The 16029-nt window shown below is 71.8% G+C and carries 15 protein-coding genes; 2 read left to right on the top strand and 13 right to left on the bottom strand.

Annotated elements, in window-relative coordinates; translation table 11 throughout:
• Nucleotides 1-99 precede the first annotated feature (99 nt).
• Nucleotides 100-630, bottom strand: a complete 531-nt coding sequence (locus ESZ52_RS03395) for an acyl-CoA thioesterase (RefSeq protein WP_238154339.1) — start codon at nt 628-630, stop codon at nt 100-102.
• A 402-nt stretch (nt 631-1032) separates the two neighbouring features.
• Between ESZ52_RS03395 and leuA the strand changes: the two genes are divergently transcribed.
• Entirely contained in the window at nt 1033-2721 is a 1689-nt protein-coding gene (gene leuA, locus ESZ52_RS03390; protein ID WP_131106404.1) for a 2-isopropylmalate synthase, read from the top strand.
• A gap of 97 nt (nt 2722-2818) precedes the next feature.
• Here leuA and ESZ52_RS03385 read toward each other — a convergent pair whose 3' ends face one another.
• From ESZ52_RS03385 to glmS, 5 genes are all read right to left on the bottom strand, one after another.
• Nucleotides 2819-3439 (bottom strand): superoxide dismutase, encoded by a 621-nt coding sequence (locus tag ESZ52_RS03385; RefSeq protein WP_131103692.1) that lies wholly within the window; start codon nt 3437-3439, stop codon nt 2819-2821.
• A 143-nt stretch (nt 3440-3582) separates the two neighbouring features.
• The gene (locus ESZ52_RS03380) at nt 3583-4044 is read right to left on the bottom strand and encodes a VOC family protein (RefSeq protein WP_131103691.1); all 462 of its coding nucleotides are present in this window, start codon (nt 4042-4044) and stop codon (nt 3583-3585) included.
• Between the two features lie 47 nt (nt 4045-4091).
• Complete coding sequence (locus ESZ52_RS03375) at nt 4092-5627, bottom strand: bifunctional ADP-dependent NAD(P)H-hydrate dehydratase/NAD(P)H-hydrate epimerase (protein ID WP_131103690.1); 1536 nt, start codon at nt 5625-5627, stop codon at nt 4092-4094.
• The gene (locus ESZ52_RS03370) at nt 5627-5983 is read right to left on the bottom strand and encodes a holo-ACP synthase (RefSeq protein ID WP_131103689.1); all 357 of its coding nucleotides are present in this window, start codon (nt 5981-5983) and stop codon (nt 5627-5629) included. The genes ESZ52_RS03375 and ESZ52_RS03370 overlap by 1 nt, the downstream gene beginning before the upstream one ends.
• A gap of 7 nt (nt 5984-5990) precedes the next feature.
• Entirely contained in the window at nt 5991-7850 is a 1860-nt protein-coding gene (gene glmS, locus ESZ52_RS03365; RefSeq protein WP_131103688.1) for a glutamine--fructose-6-phosphate transaminase (isomerizing), read from the bottom strand.
• A gap of 73 nt (nt 7851-7923) precedes the next feature.
• On the opposite strand from glmS, the gene coaA reads away from it, so the two are divergent.
• Nucleotides 7924-8883: a type I pantothenate kinase gene (gene coaA, locus ESZ52_RS03360; protein ID WP_131103687.1), complete on the top strand. Its 960-nt coding sequence runs from the start codon at nt 7924-7926 to the stop codon at nt 8881-8883.
• Nucleotides 8884-8904: 21 nt separating this feature from the next.
• On the opposite strand, the gene ESZ52_RS03355 is transcribed toward coaA, so the two are convergent.
• The 7 genes from ESZ52_RS03355 to ESZ52_RS03320 form a co-directional block, all read right to left on the bottom strand.
• Entirely contained in the window at nt 8905-9708 is an 804-nt protein-coding gene (locus ESZ52_RS03355; protein ID WP_238154354.1) for a DUF1206 domain-containing protein, read from the bottom strand.
• Between the two features lie 92 nt (nt 9709-9800).
• Nucleotides 9801-10748 (bottom strand): aggregation-promoting factor C-terminal-like domain-containing protein, encoded by a 948-nt coding sequence (locus tag ESZ52_RS19110; protein WP_181009816.1) that lies wholly within the window; start codon nt 10746-10748, stop codon nt 9801-9803.
• 243 nt (nt 10749-10991) lie between these two features.
• Entirely contained in the window at nt 10992-12365 is a 1374-nt protein-coding gene (gene phoH2, locus ESZ52_RS03340; protein ID WP_238154338.1) for an RNA 5'-3' helicase PhoH2, read from the bottom strand.
• A gap of 278 nt (nt 12366-12643) precedes the next feature.
• Complete coding sequence (locus tag ESZ52_RS03335; protein WP_131103683.1) at nt 12644-13411, bottom strand: amino acid ABC transporter ATP-binding protein; 768 nt, start codon at nt 13409-13411, stop codon at nt 12644-12646.
• A gap of 7 nt (nt 13412-13418) precedes the next feature.
• Nucleotides 13419-14213, bottom strand: a complete 795-nt coding sequence (locus ESZ52_RS03330; RefSeq protein WP_131103682.1) for an amino acid ABC transporter permease — start codon at nt 14211-14213, stop codon at nt 13419-13421.
• Nucleotides 14214-14229: 16 nt separating this feature from the next.
• On the bottom strand, nt 14230-15072 hold the full coding sequence (locus ESZ52_RS03325; protein WP_131103681.1) for a basic amino acid ABC transporter substrate-binding protein: 843 nt from the start codon (nt 15070-15072) through the stop codon (nt 14230-14232).
• A gap of 71 nt (nt 15073-15143) precedes the next feature.
• Nucleotides 15144-15908, bottom strand: coding sequence for an isoprenyl transferase (locus ESZ52_RS03320; protein ID WP_131103680.1), 765 nt, complete (start codon nt 15906-15908; stop codon nt 15144-15146).
• Nucleotides 15909-16029 lie beyond the last annotated feature (121 nt).

Below are 16029 nucleotides of genomic sequence, written 5' to 3'. Positions count from 1 at the left end.
CCGGCCCCGTGCCGCCGCCTGCGCCCACGGTAGGACGTTCGGCCGCCTCGCGCGGCCCGAGCAGCTGGCGACGTCCGCCGTGGCGCAATGACGCGCCGGTCAGCCCCGGTGCGCCACGTCCATCGCACGCGCCCACTGCTCGACGTCGCTCGGCAGCGGGGGCGGGTCGACACCCGGGGCGAGCAGGGCCGCGACGTCGGTGGCCGGCACCCGTGCGCCGGAGCCACGGGTGAGGAAGCGGCCGGCGACCAGGCCGCGGGCGCACAGCTCCTCCCCGCGGGTGAAGAGCTGCTCGAGGTAGATCATCCGCGGGTCCCAGCCGACCACCCGGGTGGTGATCGAGAATCGCTGGCCCAGGGTCAGGGAGCGGCGATAGCTCACCGTCTGCGCGGCGACGACGGGGTACCAGCGCTGCTTCCTCAGCAGCGGGAAGCCGCCCAGGTCGGCGATGTAGGCGCTGCGGGCCACATCCATCATCTGCAGGTAGACGCCGTTGTTCACGTGCAGGTAGACGTCGAGGTCCGCGGGCCGCACCCGCAGGTGCAGCACGGAGGGGTCCAGGATGCCCTGGCCGGGGATGGCGGGGCGCGGGCGGAGGGTGGTGCGGACGAGCTGGAGCTGACGGGCCACCCCGTCACGGTAGCCGCCGGGTCCCCGGAGGGTGGAAGGTGGTGCTCGCCGTTGAGCACCGCGATCCACCATAGGACAGATCCAGGTGCCGCGTCAGCGGCCAGCCAGAAGAAACCCGATCGCACCGCATGTGACGAGGCCCACGTTGACGCGAGGTCACCCCGGCCGGGTAAGGTGCTGAGCCGATGACTGCTCTGCTCCTCCTTCGACGCCGCAGCGAGACCTCCTAGGTCCGGCCCTCGCTGCGGAGTTCTGCTGTGCACCAGCGGACCACCCCTTCACCAGCGAGGAAGAGCCAGACCCTTGAGCATCATCACCACCGCCCCGCCCGCCGGCGCCCGTACGCAGGCTGAGGCCCCCCAGACCCACGTGGTCCGACGCAACCCCCAGCAGCCGAGCGGTATGCCGGTCGGCCGCTACACCGCATACCCGGCCGTCGACCTGCCCGACCGCACCTGGCCCAGCCGCACCATCACCGAGGCGCCCCGCTGGTGCGCGGTCGACCTGCGGGACGGCAACCAGGCCCTCATCGACCCGATGACCCCCGAGCGCAAGAAGCGGATGTTCCAGCTGCTGGTGCGGATGGGCTACAAGGAGATCGAGGTCGGCTTCCCCGCGGCCAGCCAGACCGACTACGACTTCGTCCGGATGCTCATCGAGGAGGACCTGATCCCGGAGGACGTGGTGATCCAGGTGCTGACCCAGGCGCGCGAGCACCTGATCGAGCGGACCTACGAGGCGATCGCGGGGGCCAGGCAGGCGATCGTGCACCTGTACAACTCCACCTCCACCCTGCAGCGCCGCGTGGTCTTCAACGCCAGCGAGGACGAGATCGTCGACATCGCCGTGCAGGGCGCCCGCACCTGCAAGAAGTACGAGGAGCAGGTCCGGGCCCGCCACCCCGAGACCGAGATCTACTACCAGTACTCCCCCGAGTCCTACACCGGCACCGAGCTGGAGTATGCGGTGCGGGTGTGCAACGCGGTCATGGAGGTGTTCGTCCCCACGCCGGACAGACCGGTCATCATCAACCTGCCGGCGACGGTGGAGATGGCCACGCCCAATGTGTATGCCGACTCCATCGAGTGGATGAGCCGGCACCTGAACCACCGGGAGAACGTCATCCTCTCCCTGCACCCGCACAACGACCGCGGGACCGGTGTGGCCGCCGCGGAGCTGGGCTACCTGGCGGGGGCGGACCGGATCGAGGGCTGCCTGTTCGGCAACGGCGAGCGCACCGGCAACGTCTGCCTGGTCACCCTGGGGATGAACCTCTTCGTGCAGGGCGTGGACCCGCAGATCGACTTCTCCGACATCGACGAGGTGCGTCGCACGGTCGAGCACTGCAACCAGCTGCCGGTGCCCGAGCGCCACCCCTACGGCGGCGACCTGGTCTTCACCGCCTTCTCCGGCAGCCACCAGGACGCGATCAAGAAGGGCCTGGAGGCGCTGGAGCGGGACGCCGGGGCGGTCGGCGTGCCGGTGGAGCAGTTCCGCTGGGAGGTGCCCTACCTGCCCGTGGACCCCAAGGACATCGGCCGCAGCTACGAGGCGGTGATCCGGGTCAACAGCCAGTCCGGGAAGGGCGGCGTGGCCTACGTGATGAAGTCCGAGCACAAGCTGGACCTGCCCCGGCGGCTGCAGATCGAGTTCAGCGGCGCCGTGCAGCGGCGGACCGACACCGACGGCGGCGAGATGACCCCGGCGCAGATCTGGGCGGCCTTCCAGGCCGAGTACCTGCACGGGGCCGGCCCGGTGGTCGGCAGTGACTACACGGTGAGCCACGACGAGGAGCAGGACCACGACCGCATCGAGGCACGGGTGAGTGTCCACGGCGCCGAGCAGCAGGTGACCGGCACCGGCAACGGTCCGATCGCGGCCTACACCGACGCCTTGTCCACGCTCGGGGTGGACGTCCGGGTGCTGGACTACCAGGAGCACGCGCTGAGCTCGGGCTCGGACGCCCTGGCGGCGGCCTACGTCGAGTGCGCCGTCGACGGGGAGGTCCGCTGGGGGGTCGGGATCCACCCCAGCACGGTGACGGCCGCACTGCAGGCGGTGAACAGCGCGGTCAACCGGCCGCGGCACTGACCAACGGCTCCCAACCAGCACCGCCCCGACCTGTCGGCCGGGGCGGTGCTGGTGGGTCAGACGGCCATGCCACCGGGGCACGACCAGCCGGGGTGCGTCAGGGAACGATGAGCCCGGAGGTGGCCGAGCGGGCCTTCTCCAGACGGCGGCTCACGTCGGCCCAGTTCACGACGTCCCACCAGGCCTTGACGTAGTCGGCCTTGACGTTCTTGTACTGCAGGTAGTACGCGTGCTCCCACATGTCGAGCATCAGCAGCGGCACCTGGCCGACCGGGACGTTGCCCTGCTGGTCGTAGAGCTGGCCGATCAGCATCCGCTGGGCCACCGGGTCCCAGGTCAGGTAGGACCAGCCCGAGCCCTGCAGGGTGTTGGCCGCCGCCTCGAACTGGCCCTGGAAGCCCTCGAAGCTGCCGAAGAACTCCTCGATGCCGGCGGCCACCTCGCCCTCGGGCCGGTCGCCGCCGTCCGGGGACATGTTGGTCCAGAACACGGAGTGGTTGGTGTGGCCACCCAGGTGGAAGGCCAGGTTCTTGGACAGCATGGTGATGGCGGCGAAGTCACCCTTCTCGCGGGCCTCGGCCATCTTCTCCAGCGCGGTGTTGGCGCCGTCCACGTAGGTCTTGTGGTGCTTGCTGTGGTGCAGCTCCATGATCTCGCCGGAGATCGCGGGCTCCAGGGCGGAGTAGTCGTAGGGGAGATCGGGCAGCGTGTAGGTCACTGTTCCTCCTGATGGTGTCGGTGTTCGATGGTGTAGTCGATGGTGCGTCGGTGGCTTCTCGGTGGCTTTGCGGTGTGTCCGTCGCTATGTCCACTGTGTCCCCGGGGCCGCGGCAGGCGCAAGCGCAGGCCACCCCGGAGAGGTCAGCCGCGGCCGTCCCCGAGCAGGGTCAGGCCGTCCTGCGTGACCGTCCAGTACGGGTTGTAGGCGATCTCCCAGACGTGGCCGTCCGGGTCGGCGAAGACGCCGGAGTAGCCGCCCCAGTAGCGGTTGCCGGGCTGCCGCAGGATCGTGGCGCCGGCGTCGCGGGCCTGCGACATCTGCTCATCGACGTCGGCAGCACTGCTCAGGTTCAGGCCCAGGTTGATCCCGCCCCAGCCGTCGCCGCTGCCGGGGGTGTCCTCGTCCTCGTTCTCGCCGAGGTCGATCCCGGAGTCGACGCCGAGCGCCGCCCGTTCCCACAGCGCGACGACCATGCCGCCGGCCTGGAAGAAGACGATGTGCTCGGGCGAGGGTCCAGGCTCCCAGCCGAGCGCGACGTAGAACGCGCGCGCCCGGTCGAGGTCCTGCACGCCGAGGGTGACGAGGGACAGACGCTGATCCATGACTCGACCTTATCCGTCGGCCGTTGCAGCCGCCCCAGGGCCCCTGATCAGCGGTGCAGCAGGTGCGCGACCGCCTCCGGTATGGCGTGCGCGACCGCCAGCGCGCGCACCGGGCCGCCGGGGTTGGCCCGGTCCGCGGCCACGCCGTGGACCAGTGCGGCCAGCGACCCGGCGTCGCGGGGCGTCAGCCCGGCGGCCAGCAGGGTGCCCGCGAGACCGGCCAGGACGTCCCCGGCACCCGCGGTGGCCAGCCAGGCGGGGGCGTCGGCCTGGCTCCGGGCAGGGACATCGGGGGCGGGGTCCACGACGAGCGTGGTGGACCCCTTGAGCAGGACGGTGCAGCCGGTCTGCTCAGCCAGGCGCCGGGCGTGGCCGAGAGGGTCGCCCTCGACGTCTGCCCGGCTGGTCCCGGCGCCCGCGCTCCCCTCGCGCGAGTCCGCCTCGGGGGCCTTCGCCTCGAGGGCGGTCAGCATCCGCGCCAGCTCCCCCGCGTGCGGCGTGAGCAGGGTGGGAGCCGTGCGCCGGTGGCCCTGGCCCGCCCAGGTGACCAGCAGCTCCAGGGCGCCGGCGTCGACGACGAGCGGGAGGTCGCTGCCGAGCAGCTCGCGCACGTGGTCGGCCTGGTGGTCGTCGCGGTCGGGGTGGTCGCAGCCCTGCGGCGCGACCCCCGGCCCCACAACGGCGGCCTGCATCCGTCCCGGCCCGGGCACGACCTCCGGGCAGGCGGCGAGCACGAGGTCCTCGGCGCGCCTGGGCCCCAGGTAGCGCACCATGCCGGCCCCGGCACCGACCGCGGCGGTGGTCGTCAGCACGGCGGCCCCGGGGAAGGCCACGCTCCCCGCGACGACACCCACGACCCCGCGGGTGTACTTGTGGTCGCTCATGGTGGGCACCGGCCACAGCCCCGCCACGTCGGTGTGCTCCAGGCGCTCCACCACAGGGGGCACGTCCATCTCGACACCGATGTCGACCACCGTCAGGGTGCCGACCGCGGGCTCGGTGGCGGGCAGGAGGTGCACCGGCTTCAGCATGCCGAAGGTCACCGTCTCGTCGGCGTAGACCATCCGGCCCGGTCGCTCCCGCCCACCCGGGTCGGCGCCGCTCGGCAGGTCGACGCTCAGCAGGTATGCCGTGTCGGGCACCGCCGCGACGGCCAGGTCCATCGCGCCGCCCAGACCGGGCCGGCCCCCGATCCCGAGCAGCCCGTCGACGACCAGGTCCGCCTCCGCGAGCAGGTCCACCACCTCCGCCGGCAGCTGTGCGGCGGCGGGGTCGACGCACCGGACCTCCAGGCCCGCCTGCCGCGCCGCGGTGAGGCCTCCCTCGTGGAGGCGGGCGGCGAGGCCGACCACCGCGACCGGGTGTGTGCGGGCGAGGAGGGCCGCGGCATGCAGGGCGTCACCACCGTTGTCCCCCGGCCCGGCCAGCACCACGACGCGGGCGGCACGCTGCTGCCGGGCACGGACGCGGACCACCTTCGCCAGGCCTCGGGCTGCGCGGAGCATCAGCTTTCCGTCGGCCAGCCCCGCCCGCACCTGCTCCTCGGCCGCGCGGACCGCGGGCACGGCATACCCGCGCAGCATCAGCCCTCACCCTCCGCGATCACCACGGCCGAGGCGATGCCCGCGTCGTGGGACAACGAGACGTGGAAGCGGGCCACGCCCAGCTCCTCCGCCCGGGCCGCGACGGTGCCCTCGACCTGCAGCCGCGGCCGGCCGCCGGGGTCCCGGACGACGGTGGCGTCGGTCCAGCGCAGACCCACGGGTGCCCCCAGCGCCTTGGCCAGGGCCTCCTTCGCGGCGAACCGGGCCGCCAGGGACTGGGGTCGTAGCCCCAGCTCCTGCGCGGTGAACAGCCGCTCGCCGAGGCGCGGGTTGGCCTCCAGCCGCGCGCTGAACCGGGCGATGTCGACCACGTCGATCCCGACGCCGACGATCATCGCGTCATCACTCGACGGTGACCGACTTGGCCAGGTTGCGGGGCTGGTCGACGTCCAGGCCCTTGGCCGTGGACAGGTGCAGGGCGAAGATCTGCAGCGGCACGACGGTGAGCAGCGGGGCCAGCAGCGGCGAGGTCCGCGGCACCCGGATCACCTCGTCGGCGAACGGGACGACGTCCTCGTCCCCCTGCTCGGCGATGACCAGCGTGCGGGCCCCTCGGGCGCGGATCTCCTGGATGTTGGAGACCACCTTGCCGTGCAGCCCGTGCTCGCTGTCCGGGGACGGCACGACGACGAAGACCGGCAGACCGGGCTCGATCAGCGCGATGGGCCCGTGCTTGAGCTCGCCCGCGGCGAAGCCCTCGGCGTGGATGTACGCCAGCTCCTTGAGCTTCAGCGCGCCCTCCATCGCGACCGGGTAGCCGACGTGGCGGCCCAGGAAGAGCACGGCGCGGGAGTCGGCCATGAAGTAGGCGATCTCCTTGACCCGGTCCATGCTGCCGAGGAGCGTCTCGATCTGCTGGGGGATCTCCTGCAGCTCGGCCATCACGGTGTGGGCGGTCTGCTCCGGGACCCCGCCCTGGAGGGAGGCGAGGTAGAGGCCGAGGATGTAGGACGCGGTGATCTGCGCCAGGAAGGCCTTGGTCGAGGCGACCGCGATCTCCGGCCCGGCGTGCGTGTAGAGGACCGCGTCGGACTCCCGCGGGATGGTCGAGCCGTGCGTGTTGCAGATCGAGATCGTCTTGGCGCCCAGCTCCTTGGCGTGCCGGACGGCCATCAGGGTGTCCATGGTCTCCCCGGACTGGGAGATGGACACCACCAGGGTGTGCTCGTCGATGACCGGGTCGCGGTAGCGGAACTCGTGCGCCAGCTCGACCTCCACCGGGATCCGCGCCCAGCGCTCGATGGCGTACTTGGCGACCATCCCGGCGTAGGCGGCCGTGCCGCAGGCCACGATGACGACCTTGGTGACCGCGCGCAGCTCGTCGACGTCGATGTGCACCTCGTCCAGGGTGAGCCGGCCCTCGGCGTCGGTGCGGCCCAGCAGGGTGTCGTGCACCGCCTTGGGCTGCTCGTGGATCTCCTTCTCCATGAAGGTGTCGTAGCCGCTCTTCTCGGCCGCGGCCGCGTCCCAGGTGACCTCGTAGACCTTGCCGTCGCTGGGCGTGCCGTCGAAGTTGACGACCTCGTAGCCCTCGGGGGTGATGGTCACGATCTGGTCCTGCGCCAGCTCCATGGCCTGCTTGGTGTAGCCGATGAAGGCGGCGACATCGGAGCCGAGGAAGTTCTCGCCCCGGCCGAGCCCGACCACCAGCGGGCTGTTGCGGCGGGCGCCGACCACGACGTCCGGCTGGTCGGCGTGGACCGCGAGCAGGGTGAAGGCGCCCTGCAGGATGTTGACGACCTCGCGCATCGCCTGGGTGAGGTCGGGGGTGCGGGCGTAGGCCTCGCTGAGCAGGTGGGCGACGACCTCGGTGTCCGTCTCGGAGGAGAAGGCGACGCCGCGGCCGAGCAGCTCCTGCTTCAGGGCGTGGAAGTTCTCGATGATCCCGTTGTGGACGACCGCCAGCTTGCGGTCCAGACCGCCGCGGTGCGGGTGGGCGTTCTGGTCGGTGGGGCCGCCGTGGGTGGCCCACCGGGTGTGCCCGATCGCCGTGCTGGTCTCGGGCAGGGGGGCGTCGCCCAGGGCGCTGACCAGGTTGGCCAGCTTGCCGGCCCGCTTGCGCGTCTCGACCGCGCCGTCCCCGACCGCCGCGATGCCCGCGGAGTCGTAGCCGCGGTACTCCAGGCGGGTCAGACCCTCCATGACCACGGTGAGGGCTTTCTCGCCACGCTGGGGGCCGACATATCCGACGATTCCACACATGGTCACCAAGGATACGGCCCGGGAGCCGGATCCCGGCCCACGGCGCCGGCGGGCGGCTTGGCAGAATGCGCCCATGGCTTCCCACGGCAACGGTGCCAGCATGCCCTCGCCCTACGTCGAGCTCGACCGGGGTGACTGGTCGCGGCTGCGGGAGGAGCACCCGATGCACCTGGACGCCCACGACGTCGAGCGGCTGCGCGGCCTGGGTGAGCGGCTGGACCTGGCCGAGGTGGAGCAGGTCTACCTGCCGATCAGCCGGCTGCTGTCGTTCTACGAGCAGGAGGTCGCCCGGCTGCACCGCATCACCGGCGAGTTCCTCGGTGAGCGGCACCAGCGCACGCCGTTCATCATCGGGGTGGCGGGGTCGGTGGCGGTGGGCAAGTCGACGACGGCCCGCATCCTGGCCGAGCTGATCCGTCGCTGGGACTCCGCTCCGCAGGTCGAGCTGGTCACCACCGACGGCTTCCTTTACCCCAACGCCGTGCTCCAGCGGCGCAACCTGATGGCCCGCAAGGGGTTCCCGGAGTCCTACGACCGGCGGGCGCTGCTGCGTTTCGTGGCGGAGGTCAAGGCCGGCAGGGGCGAGGTGAGCGCACCGGTCTACAGCCACCTGCTCTACGACATCCTGCCCGGTGAGCGCACCGTGGTGCGCCGCCCGGACGTGCTCGTGGTCGAGGGGCTGAACGTGCTGCAGCCTCCGCGGGCGCAGGAGAACGGCGGGGCCGGCCTGGCGGTGAGCGACTTCTTCGACTTCTCCGTCTACGTCGACGCGCACGTGGGCGACATCAAGCGCTGGTATGTCGACCGCTTCCTCGAGCTGCGCCGCACCGCCTTCGCCGACCCCGAGTCGCACTTCCACCGCTACGCCTCGCTCGACGACGACGCCGCGACCGACATCGCCGAGAACATCTGGGACTCGATCAACGCCCCCAACCTGGTGGAGAACATCCTGCCGACCCGCAGCCGGGCCACCCTGGTCCTGCTCAAGGGCCCGGACCACACGGTGGACCGGGTGCGGCTGCGTCGCCTGTAACCGGCCTGCGGCTTCCGCGGCTCAGAGCCGTTCGTAGCGGGCCCGGGCGAAGCTGTAGACGCCGTAGAGGACCAGCCCCAGCGCGACGGCCAGCAGGAGCACCGTGCCGAACGGCTGCTGCGCCAGCGTCTGCAGGGCCTGGTCGAGGCCGCGCGCCTCCTCCGGGTCCGCGGTCCACGCGGCGACGAGGAAGAACAGGCCGACGATGAGCAGGGCGACCCCCTTGGCGAGGTAGCCGACCATCCCCGCGGCCACGACCCCCGTGCCGACCGCGCCCGAGCCGGTCGTGGTCAGCGTCTCGAGGAACTTCTTCGAGCCGCCCTTGTAGGCGTGGTAGATCGCCACCCCCACGACGGCCAGGCCCATCCCCCCGACCAGGAACCGCCCCATCGGGGCCTGGAGCAGGGTCGCGGTCACGTCCGTCGTGGTCTCCTCGCCGTCCGTGCTGCCCCCTCGCGCGACCATGAGGGCGGTGCCGCCGAGCACGGCATACAGCACCGACCTGCTCAGCGCCTTGACCCGGTCGGTGAGCTCGCCGCGGCGGACCAGTCCGTCCAGGAGCTGGAAGAGCGCCAGGGCGAGGAACCCCAGCACGGCACCCCACAGCAGCACCCCCCCGAACGGGGCGTCGCGGACCTCCTGCAGGGCACCGCCCTGGTCCGCCTCACCCTCACCCCCCAGGGCGATCCGGGCCGCGACCCACCCGATCACCAGGTGGAGCAGACCGCTGGCCAGGAAACCGATGCGCGCCAGCCGCTCCAGCCAGGGGTGGTCGGAGAGCTGGCGGGCGGTGCGACCGGCCTGCGTGCGGGCGATGTCGTTCACAGCAGCCAAGACGACCACACCCCCGGTCGCGGCGCGACCGGGGGTGTGAGGCGAGGACTGGCCTCGGGGGTTGAGCGTGGCTGAGCGTCGGCTCAGTACCAGTTGTGGGCCTGCGAGTGCGCCCAGGCGCCGCAGGGGCTGCCGTAGCGGCCCGCGATGTAGCCCAGGCCCCACGCGATCTGGGTGGCGGGGTTGGTCTGCCAGTCGGCACCGGCCGAGGCCATCTTGCTGGCCGGCAGGGACTGCGGGATGCCGTAGGCGCCGGAGCTGGGGTTGGTCGCCGTGTGGCTCCAGCCGGACTCCCGCTGCCACAGCGAGTCCAGGCAGCTCCACTGGTCCATGCCCCAGCCGTAGCTGCCGAGCATGCCCTGGGCGATGCCGCGGTTGCCGCCGGGGTTCGTCGGCGGTGCCGGAGCCGGGGGCTCGGGCTGGGGCGCCGGCTGGGGGGCGGGCTGGGGCGCGGGCTGGGGTGCCGGCTGCGGGGCGGGCGGACGCTGGGCGTCACGGGCGGCGGCCTGCTCCGCGGCAGCCCGCTCGGAGGCGGCCTGCTCAGCCGCAGCCTGCTCGGCCGCGGCGCGCTCGGCGGCGGCCTGCTCAGCGGCGGCCTGCTCGGCGGCAGCGCGCTCCGCCGCCGCCTCCTCGGCCTTGCGCTCGCGGATCGCCTCGTTCTGGGCCTGGACGGCGGAGACACCCTCGCCCCGCAGCCCCAGGGAGGCGCCGAAGGCCTCGCCGGCCTGCTCGGCCCGCAGCGCGCGCGCGTCGGCGAACACTCCGGAGGCGTCGGTGGCGACCGTCTGGCTGAGCGCGGCGACCGCGTCGGCCGCGACGTTCGGGGCGACCCGGCTGACGCTGGCCTCGAGCCCCGCGGTGTGGTCCGCGGTGGGGGCCGCAGCGGTCGAGGTGACGGCGTAGGTGGCCAGCGCCAGGGAGCCGGCGGCGATGGTCGCGGTCAGCCCGGTGGCCACCGGGGACAGGCGGCGGGGACGGGGACGACCTTGCGTGGGCTCCTGCGTGGGCTCCACGGAGTGGGCATCGTTCATGGGGGAATGTTCCTGTTCTACGGGACTGGGACACGCCACCGGCCAGGCCTGTCAGGACAGGGGCGTCAGGGGAGCCTGGGGGACGTGGCGGCGTTACCAAATCGTGATCAAGCACTCCCACGGTGCCAACCCCGACGCCCCCAGGTCAACTCCTGACCCCCCGGAGTGGCGAAGGTCACAGCACGGCTGAGGTACCCGGCCCGGCCATCTGCGCAGGTCGAGTACCTCAGCCGTCACATTAGTTCACAGCAGCCCGTTCTGCCCCTCCAACATCTCGGTGACCAGGGCGGCGATCGGGCTGCGCTCGCTGCGGGTCAACGTGACGTGAGCGAAGAGAGGATGCCCCTTGAGCGCCTCGATCACCGCGGCGACCCCGTCGTGCCGGCCGACCCGCAGGTTGTCGCGCTGAGCCACGTCGTGGGTGAGCACCACGCGTGAGCTCTGCCCGATCCGGGACAGGACGGTCAGCAGCACGTTGCGCTCCAGGCTCTGCGCCTCGTCGACGATGACGAAGGCGTCGTGCAGGGAGCGGCCCCGGATGTGGGTCAGCGGGAGCACCTCGAGCATGTCCCGGTCGAGGATCTCCTCGACCACCTCGGTGGACACCACGGCCCCCAGGGTGTCGAAGACGGCCTGGGCCCACGGGCCCATCTTGTCGTTCTCGGTGCCGGGCAGGTACCCCAGCTCCTGACCGCCCACGGCATACAGGGGGCGGAAGACGATGACCTTGCGGTGCTGGCGCCGCTCCATGACGGCCTCCAGACCGGCGCACAGCGCCAGGGCGCTCTTGCCGGTGCCGGCCCGGCCACCGAGGCTGACGATGCCGACGTCGGGGTCGAGGAGCAGGTCGAGGGCGATCCGCTGCTCGGCCGACCGACCGTGCAGGCCGAAGGCGTCCCGGTCGCCCCGGACCAGCCGCACGGTGTGGTCGGCAGCGACCCGCCCCAGGGCACTGCCGGAGGGACCCAGCACGGTGAGGCCGGTGTGCGTCAGCAGGTCGCGCGCGGACGGGTGTTCCAGCCGTCCGCCCTGGTAGAGCTGCTGCATCTGCTCGTCGTCGACCTCGAGCTCGGCCATGCCGGTCCAGCCGCTGTCCACCGCGAGCTCGGCGCGGTACTCCTCCGCGTCCAGACCCACTGCCGAGGCCTTGACCCGCATCGGCAGGTCCTTGCTCACCACGCACACGTCGTGGCCCTCGGCCGACAGGTTCTTGGCGACCGCGAGGATGCGGGTGTCGTTGTCGCCGAGGCGGAAGCCGGCCGGCAGGGACGTCGGGTCGCTGTGGTTGAGCTCGACGTGGACGCTGCCGCCCGCCTCCCCGACCGGCACCGGTTCGCTGAGGGTGCCGTGCTGGACCCGCAGGTCATCGAGGATGCGCAGCGCCTGCCGGGCGAAGTAGCCGAGCTCGGGGTGGTGCCGCTTGGCCTCCAGCTCGGTGATCACCACGACCGGCAGCACGACGGCGTGCTCGGCGAACCGCAGCAGCGCGTGCGGGTCGGACAGGAGCACCGAGGTGTCCAGCACGTAGGTCTTGCGTCCGGTGTCAGGCAGTGCGTCGAGGCCGAACCCGTCCTGCGAGAGGGTCTGGGTCACGCGGCTCTGGGGGCTGGTGGTCATGCTCACTCCCTGGCTGACACGTGCGGCTGCTGCGTGTCGTGGCGGTGGGTGGACCGGGACCTGGCCTCGCCACGGGGGCAGCGGGCCGGTGCCGGCCCTCCGCCTGCGAGCCTGAGCTCCATGTGGTGGGCCTCCCGAGAGGCGGGACGGGGGTGTCCCGCGTCACCTCCGACGGTAGGCCCAACACCTCCCGATGAGGCAGCGACACGGCGGCGAGCACGTGGACGGCGGGTGAATTCGTCCCCCCGGCACCGCCGGGCTCGGAGCACCGTGAGGGCTCAGAGCACCTTGGACAGGAAGGCCTGGGTGCGGGCGTGCTGGGGGTTGCTCAGCACCGTGGCCGGGTCACCCTCCTCGACGATGACCCCGCCGTCCATGAAGACCAGCTTGTCGCCGACCTCGCGGGCGAAGCCCATCTCGTGGGTGACCACCATCATCGTCATGCCGTCGTGGGCGAGGGCCCGCATGACATCGAGCACGTCGCCGACCAGCTCGGGGTCCAGCGCCGAGGTGGGCTCGTCGAAGAGCATCATGTCCGGGTCCATGGACAGCGCGCGGGCGATCGCCACCCGCTGCTGCTGGCCGCCGGACAGGTGGGCCGGGAAGGCAGCCTCCTTGTCCGCCAGCCCGACCTTGGCCAGGTTCTCCCGGGCGATCCGGATGGCCTCCTTGGCGCTCCTCTTCTTGACCCGCTGCTGGGCGACGGTGAGGTTCTTCAGCACCGTCATGTGCGCGAAGAGGTTGAACTGCTGGAAGACCATGCCGATCCGCGACCGCACCTTGTCCAGGTCGGTCTCCGGGTCGGTGATGTCGATCCCCTCCACGAGGATCTGGCCCGAGGTGGGCTCCTCGAGCCGGTTGACGCACCGCAGCAGGGTCGACTTGCCCGACCCCGAGGGCCCGATGACGCAGACCACCTGGCCCTGGTCGACGTGGAAGTCGATGCCTCGCAGCACCTCGTTGTCGCCGAAGCTCTTGTGCAGGGCCCGCACCTGGATGGCCGGGGCGGCCTGCGCAGGTGCCCCGCTGCTGCTGATCGTGCTCATCTCGACCTCACCTCGACCTCGCCTGACGGACCTCGAGCCAGCCCACCAGCCGGGTCAGCGGCAGGGTGATCGCCAGGTAGAACAGCGCGGCCAGGGTCAGGGTCGTGGCGGTCCCCGCGCCGGGGCCGCTGCTCATCCCGGCCTGGGCCATCGTGGTCAGCTCGCGCTGGTCGACCATCAGGCCCACCACGAAGAGCAGCGCGGTGTCCTTGATCAGCAGGACGAACTCGTTCGTCAGGGGCGGGATGACGATCCGGATGGCCTGCGGCATCACCACGGTGGTCATCGTCCAGGCCGGGCTCATGCCCAGCGAGCGCGCCGCCTCGGCCTGCCCCTTGGGCACCGCCTGGATCCCGGCCCGCAGGGTCTCGGCCATGTAGGCACCTGCCACCAGGACCAGGCCGAGCAGCCCGGCGCCCACGGTGCCGCCCGGCGGGCTCCACCCGGTCGCGATCGGCACGCCGAAGGCGAAGGCCAGCATGACGATGAGCGCCGGCAGGCCGCGGAAGAACTCGATGTAGATCGTGGCCAGCCAGCGGTAGAGCCCGACCGGCGACATCTTCATCAGGGCCAGCAGCACCCCCAGCACCAGGCCGCCGCCGAAAGCGATCGCGGTGTACTTGACCGTGTTGACCGCCCCGACCAGCAGGAAGTCCAGCCAGACGGCCCGGATGACGTCGACCCGGAAGAAGCTGCTGGCCACCGCGGGCCAGTCCACGGCCCACCACGCGCCCAGCAGCGCCAGGGCGAGCAGCAGGTACAGGGCGGCGTGGGTGAGCCGGCGCCTGGTGGTTCTCCTCATGCGCGCGACGAGGGGCTCAGCCCTCGGCGTCCTCGGCGAAGTACCGGTCGTAGATCTCCTCGTAACGGCCGTCCTCGCGCATCGTGTCCAGCTGCTCGTTGACGGCGTCCACCAGCCCGGTGTTGCCCTTCTTCACCGCGAAGCCGTACTGCTCGTCCGTGGAGTACTCCTCGGCGATGGTGTAGTCGCCCTCGCGGGTGTGCTCCAGGTTGACCGGCAGGTCCTGCAGCAGCGCGTCGACCTGTCCGGCCTGGATCGCCTGCCACATGGCCGGGTCGTTCTGGAAGCTGACGAGCTCGGCCTCCGGGGCGTTCTCCTCGGCGTAGGCGGCACCCGTGGTGCCCTGCTGGACGCCGACCCGCCTGCCGGCCAGGTCGTCGATCCCGGTGATGTCGGAGCCCTCGGCCACCAGCAGCGACTGCAGCGAGTCGTAGTAGCCGTCGGTGAAGTCGAGGTTCTGCGCCCGGTCCTCGGTGATCGTCATGGCCGAGGCGACGATGTCGCACTGCCCCGAGTTGAGGGCCAGGCCCGACTGGAGGCCCTCGAAGGAGGACGGACGGACCTCGGGCTCGAGCTCCAGGCCCTCGGCGACCTGCGCCATGAGGTCCATGTCGAAGCCGGTCCACCCCATCGGCGAGGAGGGGTCCTCCATCTCGAACGGAGGGTATGGGGCGTCGGAGCAGATGGCGAGCTTGCCGTCCTCGATCAGGTCCATCGCCGCAGAGCCGGCGGTCGGGTCGGCGTTCGTGTCGTCACCACCGCCACTGCCGCCCTCACCGGCGTCGTCGGGTCCGCAGGCCGTGAGCCCCAGGGTGAGCAGGGAGGCGGCGGCCAGCACAGTCACGGAGTGCATCTTCATGCGGGGCACTGTATGCCGTGCGCCTGGAAAGCCAGGCGCGCACCCGCCGTCGTGACCGGATCGACACAGAGTCAGGTGCCGAACCGGCGCTCGCGCTCGGCATACGCCCGGAGCGCCCGGAGGAAGTCGACCTGGCGGAAGTCGGGCCAGTAGGCCTCGCAGAAGTAGAACTCGCTGTGCGCGCTCTGCCACAGCAGGAATCCGCCGAGGCGCTGCTCTCCCGAGGTGCGGATCACCAGGTCGGGGTCGGGCTGGCCACGCGTGTAGAGGTGGTCGGCGATGTCCTCGACGGTGACCGTCCGGGCCAGCTCCTCCAGGGTCTGCCCCTGCTCGTGGGCGGACCGGAGGAGGGAGCGGACCGCGTCGGCGATCTCCCGCCGGCCGCCGTACCCGATGGCCACGTTGACAACGAGCCCGTCGACGTCGTCGGTGGTCGCGGCCGCGTCGGAGAGGCACTGCGCGGTGGCCTCGGGCAGCAGGTCGAGCGCCCCCACGACCCGCACCCGCCAGCGTCCGGCGGCGGCGAGGTCGGCGACCACCTGCTCGATGATCCGGAGCAGCGGCTCCAGCTCGGCCGTGGGGCGGTTGAGGTTGTCGGTCGACAGCAGCCACAGCGTGACCACCTCGATCCCGGACTCCTCGCACCAGCCCAGGAAGGGCGCGATGTTCTCCGCGCCGGCCCGGTGCCCCTCGGCCGACCCGGCCCCCCGCTGGCGGGCCCACCGCCGGTTGCCGTCCAGCATGACCCCGACGTGCCGCGGCAACGACTCGGGCGGAAGGTTGCGGCGGAGCGAGGAGGTGTAGGCCTTGTAGACCAGGTCCCGCGGCGACTGCATACGGCCAACCTAACCCGTCCGGCCGGCTCCGCCCGGTGACGTCCGGCGGGTGTCCTGGGGCGGCGACCGCCGGCCAACCTACGGACTCGTAACCTACGGATGCGTAAGTTACCCTGACAGG

It is taken from the genome of Ornithinimicrobium sufpigmenti (genome assembly GCF_004322775.1).
GTDB classification, from domain to species: domain Bacteria; phylum Actinomycetota; class Actinomycetes; order Actinomycetales; family Dermatophilaceae; genus Ornithinicoccus; species Ornithinicoccus sufpigmenti.
This window is presented reverse-complemented; position numbering and strand designations above follow the sequence as displayed.